The following is a 23,660-nucleotide window of genomic DNA, read 5'->3' as shown; positions in this document are numbered from 1 at the left end:
GCACCCCTGATGTTCAGTCAACTCCTGCCCGCCTCGAAGGCGTCCACGGCTCTGATGCAGCGATTGCGTCTGATTCTCAATTATCAGAACGATGTTTTCCCCCCACAGTTTCGTCGTGACAAGCTGATCTTTCTGCCGATCCCTGGCAGCGGCGGTGATCTGTTCCTCGATGCCTATCTCGGATTTCAGATCAGGCCCCTGACCGTGGAACAATGCTTTCGCTGCGATCGCCTATTCTTCAGTTCAGCCTTCGTGTATGCCTTTGTTCGTCATCCGATCGATCGCTTCCTCGTGTCTTTGCGCCGTGTTGAAGCGGGCCAGCTGATGGGTGTCGATCAGATGGCGCTTCGCTGCGAACTCGCCCGCCTGGGGACTGGAGCCGAGGCCATTGCCACCAACCTGTCTGCCGAGGGTCCGTTGCTGGAGCATGCCCTGTTCCGGCCTCAGCACAGCTTTCTGCAGTTCAAAGAGAAGCTCTATGTCGATCGTGTGTTCAAGGCGGAGACGTGGAAACAAGACCTGGCCCTGCTGCAGCAGATCACGGGCATCCAGCTTCGCGAGCCCGATCCCCGTCTGGTGGATACTGCCTTTTCCATTGACGAGCGTTCCACTGTCCTTGGTGAGTCGGCGATCGCCAACCTGCGTAGGCTCTATGCCAGAGACTTCGAACTGTTTGGTTATTGCTGATCTGTTTGAGCTCGGTCTGTCTTTCTCTGATCTGTCTTTCCTTGGTCTGTCTGTATCTGTTTCATCGACGAAACTATCGTGCACTCTTCTTGATATCTGGAATGGATAATCTTGCTTCTCACAGGGTCGCCCAGCACATCTTTGCTGAGATCAGAGATCGACCCTATGCATGGGCAGTGTCGCCTGGAGTCCAGGCCAATAACTGCTATGTCAAGGGGATCGAGTTACTTCAGCGTCTGGGGATTCTGGGATATGCCGTGCGTGGACGTGTCGGGGAGATGTCTTTTGGTGATGTCATCCCAAAACGGATTCAGAGATTGCATCCCAGCGCATTCCCGCCAACCCATTTCTGGATCGAGGTGTGGCTGGATGGCCATTGGCATCGTCTTGATTGCAGTGTTGATCCACCGCTCGCAACAGCAGGTTTGGTTGTGAATCAGTGGGGCAGCAATCAGACTTGCTTCGATCTCACGAAAATCTATTCTCAGGCAGAAGTGATTGACTATCAGGTGCAATGGAAAAATCAGGATCTTCTGCGTCGCTACTTTGTCATGGTTGCGCCGTTTGCCCGCGCCTTGAATCTGTGGTTTGAACATGTGCGGCTCCATGCTGATGCCAAGGCCACAGTGCCAAGGGCGTCTTGGCCTTCTTGGAACTCTTCGCAGCAGTCATTGAAGCAGTCATCTCAACAGTCGACGCGAAAGCCATCAAAACAAGCCTGAGGTGGTTTGCCTATCTTGTTTTCAGATCGTGCAGGATGGTGGTGCTCTTTGATTGCTGGCGTGATCTCTCCAGGGCGAAATGGTTGCATCAAGGTGAGATCGTCATACCGCCATCAAGTGGCAGCGAAACGCCATGAATAAAGTCTGATGCAGCGCTGGCAAGGAACAGGGCAACATTGGCCACCTCCTCGGGCTCGCCAAAGCGATGCAGGGGAATCCGCTTCTCTTTTTGTTTTCTCTGTTCTTCCATGGCCGCTTGATCCCAGATCGCGTGGCCCATATCGGTGAGGATCACGGTTGGGCAGATGGCGTTCACCTGAATGTTGTGTGGTCCCCATTCAACAGCCATGGTTCGTGTGAGCTGATTCAGTGCCGCTTTAGATGCGGCATAGGCGCTCAGGCCCGGTGTTCCGACAAACGCCCCGATTGAAGAGATGTTCACGATCTTTCCCCGTCCTCTCTCGATCATCTGAGGTATAAGGGCTTGAGAAAGAAGCAAGACTGGTCGCAGATTCAACGCGAAGGTGTCGTCCCACTCCTGCGGCGACGTCTCCAACAGCGGTTTGACTTTGGCGATGCCTGCATTGTTGACCAGAATATCCCAAGCCGGCCAGAGTGCCAAGGCTATCTCTCCTGCTCGCTGCGCTCCTTCGACACATGACAGGTCTGCAGTAATCACATCGCAATGGCGCTGTCTGGCTTCCACAAGCCGCTTGGTGTTGTTCAGCCCTTCGGTGTTTCTGCCGATTACTCCGATATCGGCCCCGGCTTCGGCAAACTTTTCAGCGATTGCAGCGCCGAGACCCTTGGATCCGCCGGAAATTAATGCTCTCTTGCCGTCAAGTCTGAAATCTTTCATTCTCAAACACTCTTTGGCCAAGCCTAGCCCAATTTGCCTTGCCGACTTGAAATCTAGCCAGAAGAGGTCTGTTCGCCAAGCTTTCTCTTCGGATTCTCGACAATCATTGTCACGCGCCCTGAGCTCTGTGGGTAAATCTGCTAGGAAACCGAATCAGATCATCGGGTGTGCAGAATTTAGGGCACCACGAAAAATACCGATTTACCTTGGAAGCAGCGATTGAGACTCATGTACTGGCCGGCGTCGGCATTGGCCAATGGTCGCGACAAGGCCGATTTTTCGTGGTGCCCTTTATTCTTTCCACCATTCCATCCATGGAGTTGATCGTGTACCTCGCCGTAGAGTGTGATGAGATTGTCGACACTGTCGGCAAGGTTTCTGTATTGCTGCTTTGAGTATAGATGATGAGGCTCGAGATTTAGCTTGTCCTCTTTATTGCGGTCTCGAAAAGTGATCTGACAGGTTTTCTTGCCACGTTGCTTGTCGAGTATACAAGCTCGTTCAAATCTGGCCTGTCGCTGAGCCTCTGCGCTGGCAAGCATCTTGATCGTCTTATTTCCCGTCACCTTGACAGCCTGACACCAGAGCTTGCGCTCCTTGGACGATAGCTTGTTATCTCGATCCTCGGCGAGTCGGCTGACACTACGAATGGTGGAATAGCGCACTCCATCCTCGTCGCGAAAGCCAATCTTCTGTCGCATCTGGCTGGCAACCTGTAGCTCCTGAAAGGAGCGGTTCAGGCGAGCGAGGCTGGTTCCAAGAATTTTTGTGGTATCTGGCTTCAAGAGATAGTTACACTTGGATCACACCAGCAGCGAATAACTCTGTTCAGGAGAAAGTTCCTGCCTCAGAGGTTGACGAGGGGACCTGTTCAGAATGTCCAGTTCGCCTCAACTGGCTATGGACCGCATATAACTGAGCTCGTGATCATGCTTTTGGCTTAACCATGGAGGCATCTTGATTCTTCCAGAGACGTTGTAAGTGCCAATTCTAAAGCATCCGGTAGCGGCGGTATTTACGACCAGAGATCTGAGATTTGATTAAATACAACTTCGCCTATCTGCTGCCCAAGCAGGAGCCCACCCTGGTTTGCATCGTCAAAATGAATGCCACCATAAATACGAGAAATCCCTGATTCCAGCCAGGCGTCTTGCCATGTAGCCCAGGAAAGTGTAATCGGGATATTCTTTGACTTCTCAATTAGTGATGTTGTGGTCACAGAGGCGCCAAAATATGCGTTGCCAGTGATAAGATCGATGATCTTTCCAGCGGCAGAGGAAAAAGTACTGTGCCCAGATACAAATTCGGCAAAAGGCGGAGAGTATCCTGCTCCAAGTGTCTGATACGTTTCCCAATCGACGCCATTGATAAGCTCTCGCTGCTGTGTCTCCCTAGAGTAGGCAAAGACTTGAATTCCAGGAGCCAGTAAATCCTCGTCGCGTAGCAGGCCAAGACGACTGAGTTCTGTGATCGCTGATTGAGGCCGAGCATAATCAGTCTCTGTCTTTAAGCCCCAGGCGGCCACCCCAGCCGAATGAAGGGCTTGTCCGATGGCAAAGAAGAGGCGTGCGTCTTCGCTTCGATTGTTATCGTTTAGCTCGGATGCAAATCTGCCGAATTCCATCCATGTGCCAGGCGGGAAGCCGGTTCCTGCTCCATCCTCCCAGAACTCTGCAATCAGCTTTTCCTCTTGCGTAAGATTTGCGCTGGCGTCGACAACGCGCTGAGCCTGAGCGATGAACCTGGGGTTAATCAGTGTACCTATGAGCTCAGTGGTAATGGGCTGGGTTTGTCCATCATAAAATATTGTCCCTTTGGCCAAGTCATATGAAGCGCCATCAACAAGTAAGAAAGGCTCGGGCCGTGAAACACTATCCTTGAGAGCATCCAGCTTTTTCCCGCCAAGAATCTGGCGTACATCTCCCCACTGCGGCGTCAAGAATGTTTGCAAGCCACTGGATGGATCTCCACCTACACGGTACTCGGGGCTCCAGCGATCTATGACCCGAATCTCTGTTGGCCCGCCATTCACGGACTCGTAATTGACAGAAACAGTAGAGCCGTCGTTGGCATAAAAATCATTGACGCGGACTGCAATCTTATTGCCAAGCTTGCGTGCCTTCGCATCTAACTTGGATGGAATTGATTTTAGAATACTTGGCAGTGATAGCTCAATCAGCGGCGCTGAGTCGGGAGCTTGCGCAAGCATCGTTGCGCCTGCTGCGTAGGCAGTTACATTGTCTATGAACTTTTCACGGAGTTCATCGCTTAGATCTTTGGTGAATTTTAAGGCTTGACGCTCAAGTAGTCGGTCCGACTTCTTCGATCCTAGGCTTGTGAAACTATTGGGGTCAAAAAGTTGATCAGCTTCGTAAAATGCCGAGCCTGCTGCTGCATAGAAGCGTGCCGCAATTGTCGGTCCGATGAGGCCGTCTATCTTGACGGTCTTCGATGCAACCGCTTCGGTCGCTAGATGTGCGAGTTCGAAGATGACGGTCGTATTGCCATCTGTGCTTACTGTTTCGGTGTTAAGGGTAGGGGAGTCGAGATCAACCCGCTGCAGGATTGGTGTCGAGACTTCTATCTTGTCGAGGGCGCGCCTTTCTGAGTTCGACACAGTTCCAAGATATGGGCACCACGAAAAATACCGATTTACCTTGGAAGCAGCGATTGAGACTCATGTACTGGCCGGCGTCGGCATTGGCCAATGGTCGCGACAAGGCCGATTTTTCGTGGTGCCCATATGATATGACGAGTTTTCAGTCTAACCCATCGTGGTCCCGAACCATCTCTTGGGCCTGAATCGGCTAGAAGTCATCTGACTTTATTCAGGGCTGATCGCCTGAGCTGGTTCTCGCCAGCCCAGCAATGGCAGCAAGCCCTTGATGTCGTGCGACAACGCGGCCAGGTCTTCGATGATCGACCAGAACCCATCGAAGCGCAGCGCATCCATCGTCAGGCTCCTGAGCGTGGCCATGATCTGAACGCCGTTGTCCTCGCGGTCGTGTTGGGCGCCTTTCTGTCGCTGGGTATCGCGAGACCGGTGCCAGCTGTTCTCCATGTTCCGGCGATCACAGACCTGCTGCGGCAAGGCCCCGGCACCGACGAACCGGTAGCAGAAACTGCCCTGGCTCATCCACGGCATCCACTGCTCGCCTCACCTGCTTCCAGATCGCTGGTGTCTACATCCAGCAGCTCCGCAGAGGCGGCCAGCTGCTGGACCATGCAGGGGGGCGTTGCAGCACAACAGGCAATCCTAATAATGCCGGAAATGCCAAGCTTCCGATGCAGGAAGACGTGGGTTTTGATGCAGCCAAGAACGAGACGGCATAGGCGTCTCGTCTGGGCACCAGCTTCTACTCCCTCTTCTGTTCCCAATCACTCCTGCTTCTCACGGGCGGCCGTGGCGAGTTTCTGACCCCCTGTGGCTCAGCAGCTCGGTCTTCACCGTCTCATCGGTGATGTCGTTCCATTCCAGAACCCCCTCAGGTTGCTTTGTTGCCTGCAGATCCGCCCCTCCCAAGGCCGTGAGCGGCCCCAGGATTGTCCTGAAGCTCGGCAGCGTCGCTGAGGTGGCTCCTGACGGTCGTGGTCAACGGGGGCACTGCCCTGTCTCCAATGATCCCAGCAGGATTGGGGGCCGACAAGCTTGATGTGCCCTGCAACGGCTCAGAACCCGTTCTCGACCACCAGCTCCTCCAGCGGCAGCTGGCCGGGCTTCGGCCAAGGCTCCTGGGTGCCCTTGCCGATCGCCACCATCGGCCCCATCACGTGGTCTGCCGGCAGGCGGATCCGCTCGGCCAGTTTCTCGATCTCGAAGCCGATCATCGGACAGCTCTGATAGCCCATGCCGGTGGCAGCCAGCATCAGGGTCTGCATCGCCAGGCCGATCGAGCGCTGGGCTTCATCGCGCTGCAGCCACTCCCTTCCTTCATGGAACGGCCCCATCCAGCCCACCAGCAGATCGGCCACCGGCTTGGGAGCCTCTGCCCAGTAGCGCTGCGGCTGCTTGCTCCAGGCCTTGACGTCGGCGGTGAACAGCACCAGCAGCGAAGCATCGGTGATCTGGGCCTGGTCATTGCCGTAGTCCTTGCGGATCGTGGCCCGCAGCGCTGGATCGCGCAGGATCACAAACCGCCAGTGCTGGATGTTGAAGCTGGTGGGCGCCTGGATAGTGGCCTCGAGCAGCTTCCGTTCGTCCTCCGCGCTAGAGGCGATGGCTGGGATCGAAGTGCTTCACGGCTCGCCGCGCGTAGATGGCGTCGATCACGTCCATGGCGTTGGGGGGGGGGGGCAGGTCTCGTTGGGCAGACCCTAATCAGGCTTCACGATCGGGTCTCAACGGAGACCGCCACCGTTGGGTTCCCGCTGTGGTGGCACCAGTGCAGGCGCATTACTCCGGTTCACTGCCGGCGGCGGCGCCCCGCTCGGCCACAAAGTGGCCCTCCAGCGGCTCGGCGCTGATCCCCTCGATCTCACGCAAATAGCGGGCCAGGCCATCGGCCTTGCCATGGGTCACGTACACCTGCCGGGCGCCAGTGTCTTTGACCGTGCGCACCAGGCCGTCCCAGTCGGCATGGTCACTCAGCACGAAGCCGCGTTCGAAGCCCCGGCGCCGCCGGGCGCCCCGTACTGCCATCCAGCCGCTCACGAAGGCCGTCTGGGGCAGTCGGAAGCGCTTCATCCAGGCTGAACGATGGGCGGCCGGTGGCGCGATCACCAGCCGGCCCGCCAGGGAATCACCTCGTGGGATCGCGCTCACCGGCTGGGTGGGTGGCAGCGCCACGCCCGCCTCCCGGTAGGCCGGCATCAGGGCCTGAACGGCGCCGTGCAGCAGCACCTCCTCGCCCATGCCGATGGCGTGAAGTTCCGCCAGGATCCGCTGGGCCTTGCCGAAGGCATAGGCGAACAGGATGGATGGGCGATCTGGAGCGGCCTGCCACCACCGCTGGATCTGGGCGGCCAGCTCGGCGCCGGGGCGCCAGCGATAGATCGGCAGGGCGAAGGTGGCCTCGGTGATGAACACATCGGCCTGCACCGGCTGGAACGGCTGGCAGCTGGGATCGGCGCAGCGCTTGTAATCGCCGCTCACCAGCCAGCGTTCGCCGCCGGCCTCCAGGCGCACCTGGGCCGAACCGAGCACATGGCCGGCGGAATGGAACGACACCCGCGCCGCGCCGATCTCCAGCTCCTGGTCGTACTCGACGCGGTTCAGCTGGATCCCGGCGCCAAGTCGCTGCCGCAGGATCGCCTCACTGGCGCCGATCGCCCAGTATTCGCCGCAGCCGGGGCGGGCATGGTCGGCATGGGCGTGGCTGATCAACGCCCGCGGCACCGGTCGCCAGGGATCAATCCAGGCCTGGGCCGCCGGGCAGTACAGCCCCTCGGGGGTGAGCTGCAGCAGACCATCCGGCGGCAGGGGCATGGAGCTGACCGAACAGGGCGCTGGCGCGACCACCGCATCCTGGCGATGCCGCGCCGTTGACGGCGCGCTGCAGCCCCTCTAGCCATGGACTAACTGATGCAGCAGGCCCATGGCGCTCGAGGCCTTTCGCGAGGAACTGGCGAGCACGGCGGCCGCCCTGGCCGCTCCAGGCACCGGTCTGCTGGCGGCCGATGAATCCACCGGCACGATCGGCAAGCGCTTTGCGGCGATCGGTGTGGAGAACACCGAGGAGCATCGCCAGGCTTACCGCACCCTGCTGGCCACCGCCCCCGGCCTGGGCGACGCGATCAGCGGCGTGATCCTCTACGAGGAAACCCTGTTTCAGGACGCCCCGGACGGTGGCTCGATCCTCGATCTGTTCAAGGCCCAGGGTCTGGTGCCGGGGATCAAGGTCGATCAGGGGGTGGAGCCCCTGGCCGGCGGGCTGTCCGGTGAGAGCTGGTGCACCGGCCTCAAGGGTCTGCAGGAGCGGGCCGCCCGCTACTACGAGCGCGGTGCCCGCTTCGCCAAATGGCGCGCGGTGCTGCGCATCAGCGCCGATGGCTGCCCGTCGGAGCTCTGCGTGCGCGAGAACGCCTGGGGGCTGGCCCGTTACGCCCGCACCGTGCAGGAGGAAGGACTGGTGCCGATCGTGGAGCCCGAAATCCTGATGGACGGCGACCACGACATCGAGACCACCGCCGCGGTGCAGGAATGGGTGCTCCGCCTTGTCTACGAGGCCCTGGCGATCAACGGCGTGTTCCTTGAGGGCAGTCTGCTGAAGCCGTCGATGACCCTGCCGGGCATGGGCTGTGCCCAGGCCCCCAGCCCCGAGCAGGCCGCCGACTACACCCTGCGCACCCTGGAGCGGACCGTGCCCGCCTGCGTCCCGGCGATCCTGTTCCTCTCCGGTGGATTGAGCGAAGAGGAAGCCAGCCTCTACCTCAACGCCATCAATGCCGCCGCCGATCGGGCTCCCTGGCATCTGGGCTTTTCCTATGGCCGGGCGATGCAGCAGTCGTGCCTGAAGCACTGGGCCGGCGTTGACATCGAGGCCGGTCATGCGGCCCTGCTGACCCGGGCTCGGGCCAATGGGGAGGCGGCCCGTGGGATCTATGTGACAGGTTCGCAGCCCTCTGATGGCACGTCGCTGTACGTGGCCAACTACAGCTACTGAGCAGCCCAGGCAACCTCCAGGGGGCTGCTCAGCGGCTCATCTCCAGCATCCGCTGGATCGGCATCAGGGCTCTCTGGCGGATGGATTCATCGAGTTCGATCGCCGGGCTGAGATCCCGCAGGCAGCGCCACAGCTTCTCCAGGGTATTGAGCCGCATATAAGGGCAGCTGTTGCAGCTGCAGCCATCGGCTCCCGGCACCTCGAAGAACGTCTTGGTGGGCGCCGCCTTGCGCATCTGGTGGAGGATCCCGGGTTCAGTGAGCACGATCAACTCCTGGGCCGGGCTGGTTGCGGCGCGGTGCAGCAGTTTGCTGGTGGAGCCGATGTAGTCCGCCAGGTCCAGCAGGTGCTGCTGGCACTCCGGGTGGGCCAGCACTTCGGCGTCCGGGTGCTCCAGCTGCAGCTGCAGCAGCGCCTGCTCACTGAAGGTCTCGTGCACGATGCAGCTGCCGGGCCAGAGGGTGAGCTCCCGGCCGCTCTGGCGCTGCACCCAGCGGCCCAGGTTCTGATCGGGAGCGAACAGGATCGGCTGGTCGGCCGGCAGTTGCTGCACCAGATCCACCGCGTTGCTGCTGGTGCAGATCAGATCGCTCTGGGCCTTCACTGCCGCGGAGCAATTGATGTAGCTGACCACGATGTGCTCGGGATGCTCGGCACGAAAGGCGGCGAAGCCATCAGCCGGGCAGGCATCCGCCAGGGAGCAGCCGGCTTCCAGGTCCGGCAGCAGAACGGTCTTGCCGGGATTGAGGATTTTCGCGGTCTCGGCCATGAAATGCACGCCGCAGAACACGATCACGTCGGCGTCAGTGCTGGCCGCCTTTCTGGAGAGTTCGAGTGAGTCGCCGATGAAGTCGGCGACGTCCTGGATGGCGTCGTCCTGGTAGTAGTGGGCCAGAATCACGGCCCGGCGCTCACGGCTCAGCTCCCGGATCGCCGCCGCCAGATCCCTGGGCACCTCCTGGGTGTCGCTTTCGTTGGTGAGCTGGGCGGCTGAAACCAACCGGAACCTCGGGGCAGGCAGGATGCCCCCAGCCTAGGGATCCGCTTTGGCTGAAGGATCGGTCACCGCAGCCGGCGGCTCCCCATCGGGCGGCTCCCCATCGGGAGCGTGCTCCGGGGCGCTGTTGAGAATCGCCATCGCCGGTGATCCCCACGACCAGTGGGACCAGAGCGATCACGCCCTGCTGGAGCTGATTCGGCCCGATGCGCTTTTGCTGGTGGGGGATTTCAGCGACGGCAAGCCCCGCATCCCCTCCCTGCTGCGCCGGCTGGAGCTGCCGCTGGCCTGCATCCTCGGCAACCACGACAGCGGCCACGATTCCAGTGGCCGCACCCTGCAACGCCAGCTGGACCTGCTCGGTGATCTCCACTGCGGCTGGGATCTGCGTCAGTTGTCTCCCCCCGGCCTGGCCGTGGTGGGGGCGCGACCCGGCAGTGCCGGCGGCGGTTTTCACCTGTCCCGCGCCGTGCGGGCGGTGTTCGGACCGGTGGAGATGCGGGAATCGGCCCGGCGCATCTGTGAAGCGGCGTTGTCCGCCGATCCCTCCCTGCCGCTGCTGGTGCTCTCGCACTGCGGTCCGAGTGGCCTGGGCAGCGAACCGGGCGATCCCTGTGGCCGCGACTGGAAGGCCTCCGCCGGCGACTGGGGCGACCAGGATCTGGCCCTGGCCCTGGAAGGGATCCGCCGCCAGCGGTCCGTTCCCCTGGTGGTGTTCGGCCACATGCACCATGCCCTCAGGCGCGGGCAGGGGGAGCGGCGGAGCTTCTGCCGCGATCGCAGCGGCACCGCTTACCTCAACACCGCCTGTGTGCCCCGCCATGGCGAGGATCAGGCCGGCCGCACCCTGCGGCACTTCAGCTGGGTGGAATTCCGGGGTGTGGAGCTGGCGGCCGTGAGCCACCGCTGGTATGGCCTGGATGGCTCATTGCTCTACGAGCAGAAACTCTGGCGGTCTGAGCCAGCCAACGGCCCGGCCCCCCTGGCCGCCCCTGCCGCGGCCTGCTCAGCTGCGGTGTCCGACAGCACGGCCTGCTCCTCATGTTGATCCTGGCCTGCGTCAGCGCCCACGGGTTCGGGCATGGCTCCCGCACGGCCTCGGTGCTGGCCGAACTCGCCAGGCTGCGGCCCGACTGGCGGCTGGTGCTCAGCACGGCCCTGCCCGCCTCGTTCCTGGAGCTGGCTCTGGGGCCTGTCCCCCATGAGCAGCGCCGCTGCCGCTGGGATGTGGGGGTGATTCAGGCCGATGCCCTCGGCGCCGATCCGGCCGCCACCCTTGACGCCCTCGAGGCGGTGGAGCGGGCCTTGCCGGATCAGCTGGAGCGCGAGGCGGCCTGGTTGGTGGAGCAGGGGGAGCCTGCTCTAGTGCTGGGCGATGTGCCGCCGGCGGCCGCTCGGCTGGCCGGCCGCACGGGTCTGCCCCTGGTCTGGTTGGCCAGCTTCGGCTGGGATGCGATCTATGGGCCGATGGCCGCCGATCCCCAGCTGGAGTCGGATCAGGCCGAGCGTTTCGCAGAGTGGGCCGAGCACTGCCGCACTCTGTACCGCCGCGGGGATCTGCTGCTGCGCTGTCCGCTGGCCATGCCGATGCCCTGGGACCTGCCCGAACGGGCGATCGGCCTCACCAGCAGCAGCCCCCGGCTCGACCTCGCCGATCTGGCGGAGCGGCTGCAGCTGCCTCCCGATCGGCAGCGCTGTGTGCTGATCAGCTTCGGTGGCATGGGCTTCCCGCTCGATCCGGCCTTGCTGGCGCACTGGCCCCAGCATGTGTTCCTTGGGCCAGATCCCGCCATGACGGCCGCACCCAATGGCCGGCTGCTGCCCCCTGGGGTGCGGCCGCTCGATGCGATGCCCCTGATCGGTCGTTTGATCACCAAGCCGGGATACAGCAGTTTCTGCGAGGCCCTCAGCCAGAACGTGGGCATCCACCTGGTGCATCGCGAGGGTTTTGCCGAGGCGGCGGTGCTGGAGGCGGATCTGCAGCGGATCGGCTGGCATCGGCTGCTCAGCCAGGAGCAGCTGCGCAGTGGCGACTGGCAACTGGACCAGCCCTTGTTGCCTCCCACCGGAACCCCGCTGCCAACCGATGGGGCCGCCGAAGCCGCTGCAGCGATCGTTACCTTTGCCGAGGAAAGATCAGCAGTGCCGATGTATGCGTCGCCCACAATTGGATGATCTGTACTCTCAAGCCCCATAAATCCTGTCAGGACGGTGCTTTGAATGCTGCAGCGTCGTTTTTGATGCGAGTGGACACTCGTGCGACCGTCACGGTCACGATCGCGTTCGGGGCCGTCGTTAGCCAAATTGTCGCCGCATTGAGTCTCATGCTTCCAGCGTCAACTCAGGGTTTCCGCCGGCGATGGGTCGGATGGTCGGCTCTGATACGGCCATTCAGCCAACAAGTAAGGTTCAATTCCTCAATTCTTTTTTATTCAACTTTTTAATCTCCGCGTGATGCGTCATGCGGACTGCGCCATTCCACGGCTAAGGGATTTGTTTCCTTGCCCTGCCTTGACCTGTCCTTCGCTGCATCCGTTTTGCTTCGTCGCTCCTTCTCCCTGATCTCGGCTCTCTCGTTGCTGGGTTCCGCCAGCGCCGCTGTCCTGGCAGCCCCGGCAAGAGCCACCGAGGTCACCGATCCCTGGAGTTCCCTGCCACAGGCTCCTGCGCCCCGCGTGTCCACCCGAATGGTGCTGCCGTCGACCCCGCCGCCGGCTCCGGCCACCTACGCCATCACCCCTGAGCGCCGCGCCCTGCTCAACACGATCCGTTATGCGGAGGGCACCTGGGCCAACGGTGGTGATCTCGGCTATTGGATCATGTTTGGTGGTGGTCTGATGGACAGCCTTGAGCGCCATCCCAACCGCGTGGTCCGCTCGGCCCGTTACGCCAGTGCCGCTGCCGGTGCCTACCAGTTCATGCCCTTCACCTGGACGATGGCCAGTCAGGCCCTTGGTCTGGTGGGTTTCAATGCCCAGGCCCAGGACCAGGCGGCCATCTTCCTGGTGCAGCGTCGCGGTGCCCTGGCCCTGGCCGATCAGGGTCAACTGAGTCCGCAACTGGTGGCCAAGCTCGCTCCGGAGTGGGCGTCCTTCCCAACCCTGGCTGGCTCCAGTTTCTACGGCCAACCTGTGAAGCGCTACAACGACCTCAGACGTTTCTACGACGACAACCTGGCCCGTCTGCGCAGCGAACAGCAGAACGAACTCCAGCTGGCGTCCGCTCCAGCACGTCCCTCCTGCGACGACGACTCCCTGCAGTGCCGTCTCGAGGCGGTGGGATCGGCGCGTTGAGCCTCTGAGACCTTCGCAAAACGGCGCGATTTCACTCTGAACCGGCAGCGCCAGACCACGGCGTTGCCGGTTTTTTGTTCCTTGATCGGAAGCCGAAATCCGGATCTGAGTCAGGGTCTGAGGCAGAGGTCCGGCTCAGCTGTCTGAGCCAGGATCCGCCCCATCGGCCGGAAGCTTGTGTCGACCAATGGTGGCGCCGGCAATCTGATAGGCCGCAACGGCGGCGCCGAGGAAGGCCAGGGTGTTGCGCGCTACCGGCAGCAGATCACTGGTGCGGGTCACCACCGGCCCCAGCCCCAGGGCGCCGAACAGGATCAGCCACAGGGGAGAGAGCAGCATCACCCAGGCCCACTCCACCCGGCGCCCTTCCTTGCGGGGGTAGGCCGCGATCCCCGCGATCACGCCGCCCAGGATGGAGGTGGAGAGGGTGAGCAGCCATTGCTCGCGGGGCAGGCCCGGCACCACCTGACAACCGCCCCGCTCCAGGCAGCCCTCGACGGCGGTGAGCGCATCCACGATGGCGCCGTCTTCGCCGTGCTCGCGCACGTAGTACTGGTTGCCGTAGCGGGTCTGCAGCTCCACCCAGAAGGTGCGCGGCATCAGGGCGAACAGGGCTTCACCCACATTGAAGTTGAGCAGGTTGCCGCCGCGGGGATCGGCCACCAGCAGCAGGCTGCGCTCATCGAGATCCCAGAAATCCCGCACCGCCAGTCCCGGCGTGCGCTCGTACTGGGTCAGCACCCGTAGCTTCCAGCCGCTGCTCTGCTCGAAGCCTTCGAGCTGCTGCTCGAGGCTGCTGCGCTGCTTGTCGGTGAGGGCCTTGGCCAGATCGATCACCGGGGTGGGGTGATCGGGCAGCAGATCGGGGTTGTCGTAGGCGAGGGCGGGGCCGGCTGCCAGGCCGGCGAATCCCAGGGTCCCCAGCAGCAGCAACAGGCCCAGCGCCAACCCCGACAGACGCTGTCGCAAGGTTCCACGCTCACTGTCAAGGTTCTGGTCGATGCTGCCCATGCCGACTGCTTCAGTAGCTCTGCATTCTCTCCGTCCAGGCCGGCTGACGTGACCCGCCCCACCGCTCCCCGGCCTGGTCCCGCCAGTTCCGCTTCAGAGGCCTCCTCTCCGCCGGCCTGGCTGCTGGAGCGGCTGCGCAGCGCCGGCGGTTCGGTGCCCTTCCGCACCTACATGGCCTGGGCGCTGCACGATCCCGAGCACGGGGCCTATGGCAGCGGCCATCTGCGCATCGGCCCCCGCGGAGATTTCGCCACCGCCCCTTCCCTGGGAGGCGAGTTCGCGGCGCTGCTGGCTCCCCAGCTGGCCGCCTGGCTGGAGGAGCTGGCGGCCCAGAGCAGTGGCCCCCTGGCCCTGGTGGAAACGGGCCCCGGCGAGGGTCAGCTGGCCCGCCAGCTGGCCGAAGCGCTGCAGCAGCACTGGCCCCAGCTGGCGGCCCGCACCGAACTGGTGCTGGTGGAGCCCAATGCCGGCATGGCCGAACGCCAGCGGCGCCAGCTCGAGGGCCTCAGCCTGCCGCTGCGCTGGGCCAGCTTCGAGCAGCTGGCGGCGCGGCCGCTTCAGGGGGTGGTGCTGGCCCACGAGGTGCTCGATGCCCTGGCGGTGGATCGGATCGTCTGGGACGGGGCCCTCTGGCGCCAGCAGGTGGTGGCCCTGCACGAGGGGGCCAGCGCTGGGCTCGCGCTGCGGCTGGAGCCCGGCGAACCCCTGGAGCCGGAGGCCCTGGCGCAACTCGCAGCCCTGGGGCTCCCGCCCAGGGCCAGCGAGGCCGCTGCCGGCCCCGCCGTTCCGCCGCTGCCTGTGGGCTGGTGCACGGAGCTGCATCCCGAGCTGGCCCCCTGGCTGCGCAGCTGTGCCGCTGGCCTGAGCCGAGGCCGGCTTCTGGTGATCGATTACGCCCTTGAGGCCCGCCGCTACTACGCCCCCCACCGCCAGGACGGCACCCTGATGGCCTACCGCGACCAGACGGCCAGCGCCGATCCCCTGCGGGACCCTGGCCACTGGGATCTCACCGCCCACCTCTGCCTCGAGAGCGTTGAGGCGGCGGCCCTGGCGGAGGGATGGCAGCCCCTGGGGCAGTGCCGCCAGGGTGAGGCCCTGCTGGCCTTAGGCCTTGCCGAACGGCTGCACGCCCTGCAGCAGGGCAGCGGCGCTGATCTGGCCAGCTTATTGGCCCGCCGCGAGGCCTTGCTGCGGCTGGTTGATCCCCACGCCCTCGGCGATTTCCGCTGGTTGGCCTTCAGCAAGGGGGAGCCGGGCGCGTTGCCTGCCGCAGCCTTTCTGCGCCATCCCTGAGCCGCCGCCGCCCTGAGCCCCATGTCCTCCGGAAGCTCAGCCTGAGACCACTGCTCTCTCAGGGCCTCAGCCAGGCACTCAGGGTCTGGGGAGGCAGGGCGGCACTGCTGGTGATCTCCACGATGCGGCCGATGCTTGCCGGGGTCTCGAGGGCCTCGAGACAGACCTTGGCCACCAGCCGCCGGGGAATGCTGTCGCTCTCCTGCTCGTCCGGGCCGCTGAACCGCACACCCTCGCTCTCCAGACCCTCCTCCCGCTCGCTCAGCCCCCCGGGCCGGATCACGGTCCAGTCGAGGCCGCTGCTTTCCAGCCAGGTCTCACCGAGCCGTTTCCACACCAGGATCAGACCGAACAGGTTGAGGGGATGCAGCCAGCGGCCGGCGCAGAGCGAACTCACCAGCACCACCCGGTGCACGCCGGCGTCGCGGCAGGCGGCGATCTGGTGCCGGATCGCCAGGGCGTCCACCTTCAATGGACCGAGCAGATCCACCGATGGCCGGGCGCCGGTGGCGATCACCAGGGCGTCGCAGCCGCTGAGGGCCGCCGCAAGGGCGGCCTGATCGTGGAGCTGCAGCCGCACCACCTCCGCCCCTTCAAGCCCAGCCGGTACCTGGGACTCGGGGCGCACGATCGCCCGCACCGCCTGGCCGTGTTTGAGGGCTTCCTGCACCACCCGCCAACCGGTCTTGCCGGAGGCGCCGCTCACCGCCAGAGTCATGGTTCCGATCGCTTTGCCTGACCCTAAAAAGCCCAGGCTGATGTTGAGTGCTGCTGATCACCAGGAGGCGCTGATCAAGCGGAACGGATCCATCGGATCTGATCAAGCAGTCCCGATCAGCTCCGGCGGAGCCAGCGGCTCCGGTGTGGCGATCCGATCCAGGGCCGCCAGGATCGTGGCGGTGTCCACGTCGTCGCGGATCTCCACCGTGCCGATCGCCGTGGGCAGCACGAACCGCACCCGGCCCTCCTTCACCTTCTTGTCGCCCTGCAGGCAGGCGAGCACCGCTTGCGGCTGCAGCGACGGCCAGGCCAGGGGAAGCTGGGCGGCGGCGATCAGGCGGCGCTGCCGCTCCTGGTCGTCTTCGCTCCACAGACCACGTTCCACGGCAATGGCGCCGGCGGCCAGCATCCCCAGCCCTACCGCCTCGCCGTGCAGGTAGGTGCCGTAGCCGCTGAGGGTCTCCACCACATGGCCGAGGGTGTGGCCGTAGTTGAGGATCGCCCGCAGGCCCCCTTCCCGCTCGTCGGCGGCCACCACGCGCGCTTTGGCGGCGGCGGAGCGCAGCAGCAGCTTGTCGAGCAGGGCCGGACCCACCGCCTCGCGGCTGGCCAGACCTGCGCGTGCAGCTCCGACCGGGGGGGCGGCGGCGGCCTCCAAGGCCCCGAACAACTCGGGATCACCGATCACGCCGTACTTGATCACCTCGGCCATGCCCGCCCGGAACTCCCGCTCGGGCAGGGTGGCCAGGCTGAGCGGATCGATCAGCACCAGCTTCGGCTGGTGGAAGGCGCCGATCAGGTTCTTGCCGCCGGCGTGGTTGACGCCGGTCTTGCCGCCGATCGCCGCATCCACCATCGCCAGCAGCGTGGTGGGCACCTGCACCAAGGCGATGCCCCGCAGCCAGGTGGCGGCGGCGAAGCCGGCCATGTCGCCCACCACGCCGCCACCGAGGGCCACGATCAGCGAGCCGCGCTCCAGCTTGCGGGCGAAGGCGGCGTCGTGGATCAGGGCCACGGTGGCGGGAGTCTTCTGGTCTTCGCCGGCTTCGATCACCAGGGTGCTGGCCTCGAAGCCGGCGGCCGACAGGCTCGCCAGGGCGGTGGCGCCGTAGTGCTCCTGCACCACCGGATTGGTCACCACCAGCACCTTGGTGCCGGCCCTGACCCCACGTTCGCGGATCTGCTCTCCCAGCTGTTCCAGGGCGCCTGCGCCGATCACCACCGGGTAGCCGTTCTGCTCCAGGGCCACCTCGATCGTGCGCAGGGGCTGGAGGGCGGTGCTCATCGCGGTGGCGCGGCTGACGGGTATTGAGGCTACGGCGGCGGGCTGGCGCTGGAGGCCAGCAGCTCCAGCAGGGCGGTGCCGTAACGCTCCAGCTTGGCGGCGCCGATGCCGCCGACACTGCCCAGCTCCGCCAGGCTGCTGGGCCGGCGGGCGGCGAGTTCCAGCAGGGTGCGGTCGTGGAACACCACGTAGGGGGGCACTCCCTGCTGGCGGGCCTGGTCGGTGCGCCAGCTCTTCAGGGCCGCCGCCAGCTGCGGATCGGCCTCGCCCCAGTCCGTGGAAGCGGCCGCCGCCGCCGAGCTGCTGCGACCGCTGCTGCGCCGCCGCTCCTGGCGTGGCGGTGGCAGGGGCAACTCCAGGGGCGTCTCACCGCGCAGCACCGGCCGTACGGCGGCCTCAGCCCCCCAGCGCAGGCCGCCATGGCCCTCCGGCACCGGCTCCAGCAGGCCCAGGGCACCGAGCTGGCGGATGAGGGCCCGCCACTGTTCCTTGTCGAGCTCCGTACCGATGCCATAGACGCTGAGGCTGTCGTGGCCGAGGCTGCGGATCCGTTCGGTGCTGGCCCCCAGCAACACATCCACCAGATGGGCGGCGCCGAAACGGTGGCCGGTGCGGTGCACCGCCGAGAGCAGTTTCTGGGCCGCCACCGTCACGTCCTGGCGGGTCTGGGGTTCGAGGCAGGCGTCGCAATTGCCGCAGGGCTGATCCAGCGCTTCACCGAAGTGGCGCAGCAGCACCTGGCGGCGGCAGCTGGCGGCCTCGGTGAAGCCGATCAGGGCGTCGAGCTTGCCGTGCTCGATCCGCTTCTGGGCCAATGGGGCTTCGGAGTCGTCGATGAAGCGGCGCAGCTGGGGCACATCGCCCGGGCCGTGGATCATCCAGGCCACCGCCGGCAGGCCGTCGCGGCCGGCCCGGCCCGTCTCCTGGTAGTAGGCCTCCAGGCTCTTGGGCAGGTCCACGTGGGCCACGAAGCGCACGTCCGGTTTGTCGATACCCATGCCGAAGGCGATCGTGGCCACCACCACCACACCGCTGCCGCGGCGGAAGCGATCCAGGGCGGCACTGCGGGCAGCGGCCTCCATGCCGGCGTGATAGCCCACGGCGTTGAAGCCGGCCCCCTGCAGCGCCGCCGCCAGCTGGTCCACCCGGCTGCGCGAGCGGGCATAGACGATGCCGGAATCGCCGCGGTGCTCCTCCAGAAACCGCAGCAGCTGGGCCTTCGGCTCCTCCTTGCCCCGCAGCAGATAGCGGATGTTGGGCCGATCGAAGCTGGCCAGGAACACCCGACCCTGCTGCAGGCCCAGCCGGTCGACGATCTCGTCACGGGTGCGGGGATCGGCTGTGGCTGTGAGGGCCAGCCTGGGCACCTGCGGGAAGCGGTCCGCCAGGATTCCCAGCTGGATGTACTCGGGCCGGAAGTCGTGTCCCCACTGGGAGACGCAGTGGGCTTCATCGATGGCGAACAGGGCCAGTTGCCGTTCCGCCAGCCGCTCCAGCAGGTCGCCGGCCAGCAGTCGCTCCGGCGAGACGTACAGCAGATCCAACGCCCCCTCGTTCAGCTGGCGCCAGAGGGAGGCACTCTCCTGCGGATCGAGGGCGGAGTGGAGCGCCGCCGCCGCCACACCGGCCTGACGCAGCGCCTCCACCTGGTCCTGCATCAGGGCGATCAGGGGTGAGACCACCACCGCCAGCCCGGGCCGGCACAGGGCCGGAATCTGGAAGCAGAGCGACTTGCCACCGCCGGTCGGCATCAGCACCAGGGCCGAGCCGCCGTCGATCACGTGGCGCACGATCGACTCCTGGGGCCCGCGGAAGCTGGCATAGCCGAACACCTGCCGCAGCACCTGCAGCGGATCGTTGATAGCACCCTCCACCCTGTCGTTGCCCTGCGACACGCTTGTGGTCAGTCCGTTGCTCTCTTCCACAATGGCGCCATGACACGGTCTTCCTCCCAGGATTCCCCAAGGCCGCCGGCCGCCGCCGCTCCGGGGACCGGTGCCCGCAGCGCCTGGACCTTCCTGGCGCCGGCGCTGCTGCTGCTGGCGTTGTCGGTGCTGATCCCAGCGGCGATGGCACTGCTGATGAGCTTCACCCAGTCCGGGCTGGACGTGAACGAGCCGCTGCGGTTCATCGGCCTGGCCAACCTGCGCCGCCTGCTCGCCGATCCGATGTTCTTCCGGGTGAGCGGCACCACATTCCTCTATCTGGTGGGGGTAGTGCCTCCGATCGTGCTCGGTGCCCTCGCCCTGGCCGTGCTGGTCAACCAGTCCTTGCCCGGCATCCACTGGTTTCGCGCCGCCTTCTACACACCGGTGCTGGTGTCGATCGTGGTGGCGGCGATCGCCTTCCGCTGGCTCTATGCCGAGAACGGCCTGATCAATGGCTGGCTGGTGGCCCTGCTGGGGGAGCGCTTCTCGCCGATCGCCTTTCTGTCGTCGCCCGCGCTGGCCCTGCCCTCGGTGATGCTCGTGACCCTCTGGAAGGGCCTCGGTTACTACATGGTGATCTTTCTGGCCGGTCTGCAGGGCATCCCCACCGACCTCTACGAGGCCGCCGAACTCGATGGCAGCAGCGGCTGGCGCAAGCATCTCGACATCACCCTGCCGCTGCTGCGCCCCTACCTCACCCTCGTGGCGGTGATTTCGGCGATCGCCGCCACCAAGGTGTTCGAGGAGGTGTATCTGATGACCCAGGGAGGTCCGGCCGATTCCACCCGAACCCTGGTGTATTACGTCTACGACCAGGCCTTCGCCGAGCTGGAGATCAGCTACGCCTGCACGGTGGGTCTGGCCCTCTTCCTGGCGGTGCTGCTGCTCAGCCTGCTGCGCTACCTGTTCGCCGGCGATCGGGGGTTCACCTGAGCGGAGTGGCAGGATCGTCGATTGGCCCGATCCCGCCGCCCTGATCCGGCAGCCCCGATCCCACCGAGGTGCGATGACCCCACTGGACGACTCCAAAGCTGCCGCGATCGGCGTGGTGGGCGGTGGCCAGTTGGCCCGGATGCTGGCCCAGGCTGCGGCGGAGCTGGGGGTGCCCCTGCATGTGCAGACCCCCTCGGCCAGCGATCCGGCTGCACCCCTGGCCGCAGAACTGGTGCTGGCCGATCTCAGCGATGCGGCCGCCACCCGGCGCCTGGCAGAGGATTGCGCCGCGATCAGCTTTGAGAACGAGTGGCTCGACCTCGAGGCCCTCGCACCCCTGGCGGCCGAAGGAATCCGCTTCATTCCCAGCCTGGAGGCCCTGCAGCCCCTGATCAGCAAGCGCAGCCAGCGGGAGCTGCAGCAGCGGCTTCAGTTGCCGTCCCCCCGCTGGTTCCCCCTGGATCTGGCCTTGCCGCTGCCCCAGCCGGTGCCGGCCGCCGCGGCCGCAGGCCCCGACGCTGTGACGGCCGCTTCCTCTGACGCTCCTCTCCCCTCCGGCGAGGCTGGTGGCCTTGGGGCTGTACCGATCGATCCCCGTGCTCCCCGGCTGCCGCAGGGATTCAGCTACCCCCTGATGGCCAAGGCGGCTCGCGGCGGCTACGACGGCAAGGGCACCGCCCTGCTCCAGGGTCCTGAGGATCTTGAGGAGCTGCTGGAGCGTGTCGATCCGGCCACCTGGATCGTGGAGGAGTTCGTCGCCTTTGAACAGGAGCTCTCGGTGGTGGCCTGCCGCGACCGGCATGGCCGGGTACTTTGCTACCCGGTGGTGCAGACCCACCAGCATCAGCAGGTGTGCGACTGGGTGCTCGCCCCAGCGGCCGTACCCCATGCGGTGCAGGCCTACGCCCGCAATGTGGCCTCCTCCCTGCTCACGGCCCTGGACTACGTGGGGGTGCTCTCGATCGAGTTCTTCTACGGACCCGCCGGGTTGTTGATCAATGAGATCGCGCCCCGGACCCACAATTCCGGCCACTACACGATCGAGGCGGCACGCACCAGCCAGTTCGCACAGCAGGTGCGCATCGTGGCCGACCTGCCGATCGCCTCCCCCGACATGACGGTGCCCGGTGCCCTGATGGTGAACCTGCTCGGATTCGAGCAGGGCAACGCGGACTACGGTCCCCAGCGCGCTGCCCTGGCCCAGCTGCCTGCAGCCCATGTGCATTGGTATGACAAGACCGGCAGCAGCCTGGGGCGCAAGCTGGGTCACGTCACCCTTTTGCTGAAGGGAGCCAGCCATGAGGCCCGGGCCACCGAGGCCGAGCGGCGCCTGGCTGAGGTGCGCACGATCTGGCCCCTGCCTGCGGCGCAGCCGGATGGGCTAGAGGACGCTCGAAGGGCACCAATTTCCGCTTAAGGTGGTTTCGGGCTGCTGTGTTGGTGACTGCCTTTCACAGTTTTCTGATCTGACTCCCTTTCGATATGGGGGGTCTGCAGCGACGGCAACGTAAACCGGTCTCGAGCCGGAAACGAAGCCCCGCCTTTGACCCCCCTCCTGGTTCTTCCAGGTCGAACACTGGGGCAAGACGGCATGGCGGTCCACCCCATTCCGGGTTCCCGGAACCCCGGATTCAACCGGGAGTTCTTCGCGGTGCCTTCTCCATCTGAGTCCCCCCCCAGCCAGGGCTCGTTGCTCCACATCCTCGGCGCCAGCTTTGGCCTCGCCGGTGCTGTGGGTAGTTCGATCGGTGCCGGCATCCTGCGGACACCGGGCCTGGTGGCCGCCCAGCTGGGCAGTGCTCCCCTGATGCTGCTGGTCTGGCTGGGCGGTGGGATCTACTCCCTGTTCGGCGCCCTGGCGGTGGCTGAGCTGGCCGCAGCCTTGCCTTCGGCCGGTGGCTGGTACGTCTACGCCCGCCGTGCCGCCGGCGATCAGGCCGGCTTCTCGGTGGGCTGGATCGACTGGCTGGGTCAGTGCGCCGGTCTGGCCTGGGTGGCGGTCACGATCGGTGAATACAGCGCAGCGCTGTTGCCCTGGCTGCCAGTCGGCAGCAAGGCGATCGGCCTGGTGGTGTTGTTGACCTTTGCCCTGGTCCAGTTGCTTGGCCTGGCGGCGGGCAGCCTCAGCCAGAAGCTGCTGAGCCTTGCCAAGGCCGGGGCATTCCTGATCCTGATCGCCGCCTGTTTCTGGTTTGCACCACACGCGGCCAGCAGCGCAGCCCCGGCGGCCACCGGTCCCCTGACGGATCCCACGCTGCCTCCACTGCAGGGGCGAGCTCTGGCCGTGGGCCTTGTCTTTGCGCTTCAGGCGGTGATCACCACCTACGACGGCTGGCACAGCCCCATCTATTTCGCGGAGGAGTTCTCCGATCCCGCCGCTGCCCTGCCCCGATCCCTGGTCGGTGGCGTGCTGGCGGTGACCGGCCTCTACCTGCTCGTCAACCTGGCGCTGCTGCAGGTGCTGTCGCTGCCGGAGCTGGCCGGATCGCGGCTTCCCCTGGCCGATGCGGCCCGGCTGTTGTTCGGCGGCGGAGGGGCGCAACTGATCACGGTGCTGGCCTTGATCTCCTGTCTGGGCCTGATCAATGCCGTGATCATGGCGGCCCCGCGGGTGCTCTACGGCCTGGCTCGAGACGGACTTTTCCTCAATGCCGTGGCAGGGGTCAGCTCCGCAGGAACACCACTGTTCGCCCTCGGAATCACGACGCTGACGGCGGCGGCGCTGCTGCTGGTGGGCGACTTCGCCATCCTGCTGGGCATGGCCGCCTTCTTCTATGTGTTGCTCTATGCCACGGGGATCGCGGCCCTGTTCGTGCTGCGCTGGCGGGATCCAGAGCTGGCTCGGCCCTTTCGCGACTGGGGCTATCCCTTCACCGCAGCCACGGTGGGGATCACCTCCTTGGCCTTCCTGGTGGGGGAGGTTGTCTCCGATACGCGCAACAGCCTGCTGGCCGTGGGGTTGATCCTGCTCAGCTGGCCGTTGCATCAGGCGTTTCGGCGGCTCAGCCTTCGATCAGCTGAATGCATCAGCTGAACCAGTCAGCTGAAGGACACTTCGAAATTTACAAGATTTGCCAGCCTCTGATCACCATAAGGGCACCACGAAAAATACCGATTTACCTTGGAAGCAGCGATTGAGACTCATGTACTGGCCGGCGTCGGCATTGGCCAATGGTCGCGACAAGGCCGATTTTTCGTGGTGCCCATAAAAAATGCCTTTCGGCATCGTCGCAGCAGATCGTAAGTGCTCAAGCAATACAATATTGTCGGCAAATTGCTTCGTATTGGATACTGCTTAGGCAATAGTCAGGGCGTTAGTTGATCGTTGGA

At 64.6% G+C, this 23,660-nt stretch carries 21 protein-coding genes and 1 other RNA gene; 11 read left to right on the top strand and 11 right to left on the bottom strand.

What is annotated here, in order from left to right; translation table 11 throughout:
* Window positions 1–9 precede the first annotated feature (9 nt).
* Window positions 10–687 (top strand): hypothetical protein, encoded by a 678-nt coding sequence (locus VB777_RS08365; RefSeq protein ID WP_323248287.1) that lies wholly within the window; start codon window positions 10–12, stop codon window positions 685–687.
* Window positions 688–788: 101 nt separating this feature from the next.
* Window positions 789–1,409: a hypothetical protein gene (locus tag VB777_RS08360; RefSeq protein WP_323248285.1), complete on the top strand. Its 621-nt coding sequence runs from the start codon at window positions 789–791 to the stop codon at window positions 1,407–1,409.
* Between the two features lie 88 nt (window positions 1,410–1,497).
* Here VB777_RS08360 and VB777_RS08355 read toward each other — a convergent pair whose 3' ends face one another.
* The 6 genes from VB777_RS08355 to VB777_RS08330 form a co-directional block, all read right to left on the bottom strand.
* Entirely contained in the window at window positions 1,498–2,289 is a 792-nt protein-coding gene (locus VB777_RS08355) for an SDR family NAD(P)-dependent oxidoreductase (protein WP_323248283.1), read from the bottom strand.
* 155 nt (window positions 2,290–2,444) lie between these two features.
* The gene (locus VB777_RS08350) at window positions 2,445–3,053 is read right to left on the bottom strand and encodes a hypothetical protein (protein WP_323248281.1); all 609 of its coding nucleotides are present in this window, start codon (window positions 3,051–3,053) and stop codon (window positions 2,445–2,447) included.
* A gap of 230 nt (window positions 3,054–3,283) precedes the next feature.
* On the bottom strand, window positions 3,284–4,885 hold the full coding sequence (locus VB777_RS08345) for a vanadium-dependent haloperoxidase (protein WP_323248279.1): 1,602 nt from the start codon (window positions 4,883–4,885) through the stop codon (window positions 3,284–3,286).
* A gap of 207 nt (window positions 4,886–5,092) precedes the next feature.
* Window positions 5,093–5,404, bottom strand: a complete 312-nt coding sequence (locus VB777_RS08340; RefSeq protein ID WP_323248277.1) for a hypothetical protein — start codon at window positions 5,402–5,404, stop codon at window positions 5,093–5,095.
* Window positions 5,405–5,937: 533 nt separating this feature from the next.
* Window positions 5,938–6,417, bottom strand: coding sequence for a nitroreductase family protein (locus VB777_RS08335; RefSeq protein ID WP_323248368.1), 480 nt, complete (start codon window positions 6,415–6,417; stop codon window positions 5,938–5,940).
* A 244-nt stretch (window positions 6,418–6,661) separates the two neighbouring features.
* Window positions 6,662–7,693, bottom strand: a complete 1,032-nt coding sequence (locus VB777_RS08330) for a ligase-associated DNA damage response exonuclease (protein WP_323248275.1) — start codon at window positions 7,691–7,693, stop codon at window positions 6,662–6,664.
* A 109-nt stretch (window positions 7,694–7,802) separates the two neighbouring features.
* Here VB777_RS08330 and VB777_RS08325 point away from each other — a divergent pair, with 109 nt between their 5' ends.
* Entirely contained in the window at window positions 7,803–8,870 is a 1,068-nt protein-coding gene (locus VB777_RS08325) for a class I fructose-bisphosphate aldolase (RefSeq protein ID WP_323248273.1), read from the top strand.
* Window positions 8,871–8,898: 28 nt separating this feature from the next.
* On the opposite strand, the gene nadA is transcribed toward VB777_RS08325, so the two are convergent.
* Complete coding sequence (gene nadA, locus VB777_RS08320) at window positions 8,899–9,825, bottom strand: quinolinate synthase NadA (RefSeq protein WP_323248366.1); 927 nt, start codon at window positions 9,823–9,825, stop codon at window positions 8,899–8,901.
* Between the two features lie 169 nt (window positions 9,826–9,994).
* Here nadA and VB777_RS08315 point away from each other — a divergent pair, with 169 nt between their 5' ends.
* From VB777_RS08315 to VB777_RS08305, 3 genes are all read left to right on the top strand, one after another.
* A complete protein-coding gene (locus VB777_RS08315; RefSeq protein ID WP_323248271.1) occupies window positions 9,995–10,915 on the top strand; it encodes a TIGR04168 family protein in 921 nt (306 codons plus the stop codon).
* The gene (locus VB777_RS08310; RefSeq protein ID WP_323248269.1) at window positions 10,909–12,042 is read left to right on the top strand and encodes a hypothetical protein; all 1,134 of its coding nucleotides are present in this window, start codon (window positions 10,909–10,911) and stop codon (window positions 12,040–12,042) included. Before VB777_RS08315 ends, VB777_RS08310 begins: the two co-directional genes overlap by 7 nt.
* A gap of 362 nt (window positions 12,043–12,404) precedes the next feature.
* A complete protein-coding gene (locus VB777_RS08305) occupies window positions 12,405–13,160 on the top strand; it encodes an endolysin (protein WP_416238327.1) in 756 nt (251 codons plus the stop codon).
* A 135-nt stretch (window positions 13,161–13,295) separates the two neighbouring features.
* Here VB777_RS08305 and VB777_RS08300 read toward each other — a convergent pair whose 3' ends face one another.
* A complete protein-coding gene (locus VB777_RS08300; protein ID WP_323248267.1) occupies window positions 13,296–14,171 on the bottom strand; it encodes a TPM domain-containing protein in 876 nt (291 codons plus the stop codon).
* 48 nt (window positions 14,172–14,219) lie between these two features.
* Between VB777_RS08300 and VB777_RS08295 the strand changes: the two genes are divergently transcribed.
* Window positions 14,220–15,464: a class I SAM-dependent methyltransferase gene (locus VB777_RS08295; protein ID WP_323248265.1), complete on the top strand. Its 1,245-nt coding sequence runs from the start codon at window positions 14,220–14,222 to the stop codon at window positions 15,462–15,464.
* Between the two features lie 58 nt (window positions 15,465–15,522).
* Here VB777_RS08295 and VB777_RS08290 read toward each other — a convergent pair whose 3' ends face one another.
* From VB777_RS08290 to recQ, 3 genes are all read right to left on the bottom strand, one after another.
* Window positions 15,523–16,182 carry an SDR family oxidoreductase gene (locus tag VB777_RS08290; protein ID WP_323248263.1) on the bottom strand — a complete coding sequence of 220 codons (660 nt, stop codon included), beginning with the start codon at window positions 16,180–16,182 and terminating at the stop codon, window positions 15,523–15,525.
* 102 nt (window positions 16,183–16,284) lie between these two features.
* The gene (gene aroB / locus VB777_RS08285; RefSeq protein WP_323248261.1) at window positions 16,285–17,469 is read right to left on the bottom strand and encodes a 3-dehydroquinate synthase; all 1,185 of its coding nucleotides are present in this window, start codon (window positions 17,467–17,469) and stop codon (window positions 16,285–16,287) included.
* A gap of 29 nt (window positions 17,470–17,498) precedes the next feature.
* The gene (gene recQ / locus VB777_RS08280) at window positions 17,499–19,364 is read right to left on the bottom strand and encodes a DNA helicase RecQ (RefSeq protein WP_323248260.1); all 1,866 of its coding nucleotides are present in this window, start codon (window positions 19,362–19,364) and stop codon (window positions 17,499–17,501) included.
* Window positions 19,365–19,403: 39 nt separating this feature from the next.
* On the opposite strand from recQ, the gene VB777_RS08275 reads away from it, so the two are divergent.
* The 4 genes from VB777_RS08275 to VB777_RS08260 all read left to right on the top strand — a co-directional run bounded on the left by VB777_RS08275 (window position 19,404) and on the right by VB777_RS08260 (window position 23,364).
* Complete coding sequence (locus VB777_RS08275) at window positions 19,404–20,330, top strand: carbohydrate ABC transporter permease (protein ID WP_197170298.1); 927 nt, start codon at window positions 19,404–19,406, stop codon at window positions 20,328–20,330.
* A gap of 73 nt (window positions 20,331–20,403) precedes the next feature.
* A complete protein-coding gene (locus VB777_RS08270) occupies window positions 20,404–21,747 on the top strand; it encodes a 5-(carboxyamino)imidazole ribonucleotide synthase (protein ID WP_323248258.1) in 1,344 nt (447 codons plus the stop codon).
* A gap of 6 nt (window positions 21,748–21,753) precedes the next feature.
* A non-coding RNA gene (gene ssrS, locus VB777_RS08265) (6S RNA) lies at window positions 21,754–21,935 on the top strand.
* Window positions 21,922–23,364, top strand: a complete 1,443-nt coding sequence (locus tag VB777_RS08260; RefSeq protein ID WP_323248256.1) for an APC family permease — start codon at window positions 21,922–21,924, stop codon at window positions 23,362–23,364. The genes ssrS and VB777_RS08260 overlap by 14 nt, the downstream gene beginning before the upstream one ends.
* Window positions 23,365–23,660 lie beyond the last annotated feature (296 nt).

The sequence above is a fragment of the Synechococcus sp. CCY9202 genome (assembly GCF_034931685.1).
GTDB lineage: Bacteria > Cyanobacteriota > Cyanobacteriia > PCC-6307 > Cyanobiaceae > CBW1002.
Note: the sequence above shows the minus strand (reverse complement) of the source record. Positions and strands in the feature narration are given on the sequence as shown.

Bases quoted from the DNA above. Each gene is read 5' to 3' on its own strand.
- VB777_RS08365 (WP_323248287.1), top strand. From the start codon at position 10: ATGTTCAGTCAACTCCTGCCCGCCTCGAAGGCGTCCACGGCTCTGATG.
- VB777_RS08360 (WP_323248285.1), top strand. From the start codon at position 789: ATGGATAATCTTGCTTCTCACAGGGTCGCCCAGCACATCTTTGCTGAG.
- VB777_RS08340 (WP_323248277.1), bottom strand. From the start codon at position 5,404: ATGAGCCAGGGCAGTTTCTGCTACCGGTTCGTCGGTGCCGGGGCCTTG.
- VB777_RS08330 (WP_323248275.1), bottom strand. From the start codon at position 7,693: ATGCCCCTGCCGCCGGATGGTCTGCTGCAGCTCACCCCCGAGGGGCTG.
- VB777_RS08325 (WP_323248273.1), top strand. From the start codon at position 7,803: ATGGCGCTCGAGGCCTTTCGCGAGGAACTGGCGAGCACGGCGGCCGCC.
- VB777_RS08310 (WP_323248269.1), top strand. From the start codon at position 10,909: ATGTTGATCCTGGCCTGCGTCAGCGCCCACGGGTTCGGGCATGGCTCC.
- VB777_RS08300 (WP_323248267.1), bottom strand. From the start codon at position 14,171: ATGGGCAGCATCGACCAGAACCTTGACAGTGAGCGTGGAACCTTGCGA.
- VB777_RS08290 (WP_323248263.1), bottom strand. From the start codon at position 16,182: ATGACTCTGGCGGTGAGCGGCGCCTCCGGCAAGACCGGTTGGCGGGTG.
- aroB (WP_323248261.1), bottom strand. From the start codon at position 17,469: ATGAGCACCGCCCTCCAGCCCCTGCGCACGATCGAGGTGGCCCTGGAG.
- VB777_RS08275 (WP_197170298.1), top strand. From the start codon at position 19,404: ATGACACGGTCTTCCTCCCAGGATTCCCCAAGGCCGCCGGCCGCCGCC.
- VB777_RS08270 (WP_323248258.1), top strand. From the start codon at position 20,404: ATGACCCCACTGGACGACTCCAAAGCTGCCGCGATCGGCGTGGTGGGC.
- VB777_RS08260 (WP_323248256.1), top strand. From the start codon at position 21,922: ATGGCGGTCCACCCCATTCCGGGTTCCCGGAACCCCGGATTCAACCGG.